The organism is Longimicrobiaceae bacterium, from assembly GCA_035696245.1.
In the GTDB taxonomy this organism is placed as follows: Bacteria; Gemmatimonadota; Gemmatimonadetes; order Longimicrobiales; family Longimicrobiaceae; genus DASRQW01.
On record DASRQW010000062.1, the window covers coordinates 1 to 2,967 of the forward strand.

General features: G+C 71.0%; 1 protein-coding gene. It reads left to right on the plus strand.

Going from position 1 to position 2,967, the window contains the following annotated elements; all coding sequences use genetic code 11:
* Nucleotides 1-2,729 (plus strand): transcription-repair coupling factor (gene mfd, locus VFE05_02935; protein ID HET6229005.1); only part of this gene is annotated, 2,729 nt, incomplete at its 5' end.
* Between the last annotated feature and the right edge of the window lie 238 nt (nt 2,730-2,967).

Genomic DNA, 2,967 nt, shown 5'->3' on the forward strand with positions numbered 1-2,967 from the left:
GCTACTTCGACATCCTCTCGCAGCTCTCCGTCCGCCCGGTCGACACGCTGCAGCTTCTTCCCGTCGACCTCCGCGCGGGCATCTCCGCCGGGATGCGCGACCCGAAGGAAGTGGCGGACCCGGACGCACCGCGGCGGTCGCTGCTCGACTATCTCCCGCCGGACGCCGTGGTCGTCCACCTGGCCGGCAGCGGCACGCCCGCGGAGATGGAGCGCACCTGGGGCGAGGTGCAGCGCCTGCACCTGGCCGAGGCGCAGCGCGGCGGCAGGCCCGAGGCGCCCGAGCGGCTCTTCCTCTCCGCCGCCGACGCGCGGGCGCGGCTCGCGAAGCAGCCGCAGCTCTTCATCGGCAGCGCGGGCGGGGTGCCGCTGCGCCACACGGCCGAGTTCCGCATCGGCCCGCCCGAGGCGGTAGACCGCGACATGCAGCGCCTGGGCGAGATCCTGCGCGCCGGGGCGTCTCGCGGCGAGCGGGCGCTGCTGCTGTGCGACAACCAGGGGCAGATGGAGCGGCTCCAGGAGCTGCTCGACGAGCTGCGCGTGGTGAGCCACGCCGTCACGCTGGGCATCGGCTCGCTGGCCGGCGGGTTCGTGATGGAGGACGCCGAGCCGCCGCTGCGCGTTCTCACCGACCACGAGATCTTCCGGCGCACGCGGCGCATCCGCCGCAAGCGGCGGTTCCGCGGCGGGGCGGCGCTGGAGAGCGTGGCGGCGCTCAAGCCGGGCGACTACGTGGTCCACATGGACCACGGCGTGGGCCAGTTCCGCCGCATGGAGCGCGTCCGCCTGGGCGAGGAGGAGTTCGAGACGCTGGTGATCGAGTACGCGGGCGGCGAGCTGCTGCGCGTGCCCGTGCACCGCGTGGACCTCATCGAACGCTGGGTGTCGGACGGCGACGAGGCCGCCGCGCCCAAGGTGCACAAGATCGGCGGCAAGGACTGGGCGCGCGCCAAGCAGCGCACCCAGCGCGCCATCCAGGAGATGACGAGCGAGCTCCTGGAGCTCTACGCCGCCCGCAGCGCCGAGCGCGGATACGCCTTCTCGCCCGACACGCGCTGGCAGCGCGAGATGGAGTCGGCCTTCCTCTTCGAGGACACGCCGGACCAGCGCCAGGCCACGGAAGACGTGAAGCGCGACATGGAGTCGCCGCGCCCCATGGACCGCCTGATCTGCGGCGACGTGGGATACGGGAAGACCGAGATCGCCATCCGCGCCGCGTTCAAGTCGGTGCAGGACGGCAAGCAGGTCGCCGTCCTCGTTCCCACGACGATCCTGGCCGAGCAGCACATGCACACCTTCTCGGAGCGCCTGGCCGACTTCCCGGTGCGCATCGAGGCCCTCTCGCGCTTCCGCACGGCCAAGGAGCAGAACGAGGCGCTGGTGCGGCTGGCCGCGGGGGAGGTGGACGTGATCGTCGGCACCCACCGCCTGCTCAGCCAGGACGTGGTGTTCAAGGATCTGGGCCTGATCGTGGTGGACGAGGAGCAGCGCTTCGGGGTGAAGCACAAGGAGCTGCTGAAGCACCTGCGCAAGACTACGGACGTGCTGACGCTCACCGCCACGCCCATCCCGCGCACGCTGCACTTCTCCATGCTGGGCCTGCGTGACATGACGCTGATCCAGACCCCGCCGCGCGACCGGCAGCCGGTGATCACTCACGTCCTGCCGTGGACCGACGCGATCCTGGAGGACGCCATCCGCCGCGAGCTGGACCGCGGCGGCCAGGTCTTCTTCGTCCACAACCGTGTGGAGACCATCGCCACGGTCGCGAAGATGGTGCAGGACCTGGTGCCCGACGCGCGCATCGGCATCGCGCACGGGCAGATGCGCGAGAAGGAGCTGGAGGCGGTGATGACCCGCTTCATCGAGGGCGAGGTCGACATCCTGGTCGCCACCGCCATCGTGGAGTCGGGGCTGGACGTGCCCCGCGCCAACACGCTCATCGTCGACCGCGCGGACCACTTCGGCCTGGCGCAGCTGTACCAGATCCGCGGCCGGGTGGGCCGCTCGCACCACCGGGCGTACTGCTACCTGCTGATCCCGGACGAGGTGAACGAGGACGCGGAGAAGCGCCTTCGGGTGCTGGAGCACTACACCGAGTTGGGCAGCGGCTACCGAATCGCCCTCAAGGACCTGGAGCTGCGCGGCGCGGGTAACATCCTCGGCTCGGAGCAGAGCGGCTTCGTCCACGCCGTGGGCCTCGACACGTACATGCGCCTGCTGGAGGAGACGATCCGGCAGATGAAGGACGGCGGCAAGACCGCCGCGAGCATGCTGGCCGAGGTCTCGGTGGACGGTGCGGCGCTGATCCCCGACAGCTACGTGGCCGACGAGGCGCAGAAGCTCCACTTCTACCGCCGCCTGAGCCGCGAGGAGAAGGTCACCGACGTGGACGCCGTGCGCCGCGAGCTGCGCGACCGCTACGGCCCGGTGCCCGAAGAGGTGGAGACGATGCTCGCTACGGCCGCGCTGCGCCTGCTTGGACGCGAGCTCCGCATCGAGCGCATCCTCGTTCGCCCGTGGGACGTGCGGATCAACTTCCGGCACGGCGTGGTGCCGCGGATGTCGCCCCTCCAGCGCGCCTTCGCGGACCGGCAGCTGGCGGTCGATGTCCGGCGCCCGGTTCCTCTGTCGCTCACGCTCACGCGCCACGGCACCGAGCCCATCCTCCCCACGCTCGTGGCCGCCCTGCGCGACCTCACCGCCGACGCCACCTTCCTCGGCGGCTGACGAACATCGACCGATCGAACGTCGGTCGGTCGATGAACAGAAGCGGTTTTCGGTGGATGTCGGGCGGCGGCCTGGCTGTCTGGCAGTTGAAACCGCGGCAACAACAGCGCAAAGTCCGCCTTCGCGGACTAACCCCGGAGCCTTCCGTCACGCCGGAAGCCCGGACGCGCACCGAACCACCAACCCTCTCCCGCTTGCGGGGGAGGGTGCGAGCCTAAGCGAGCGGGAGGGGGCGCCC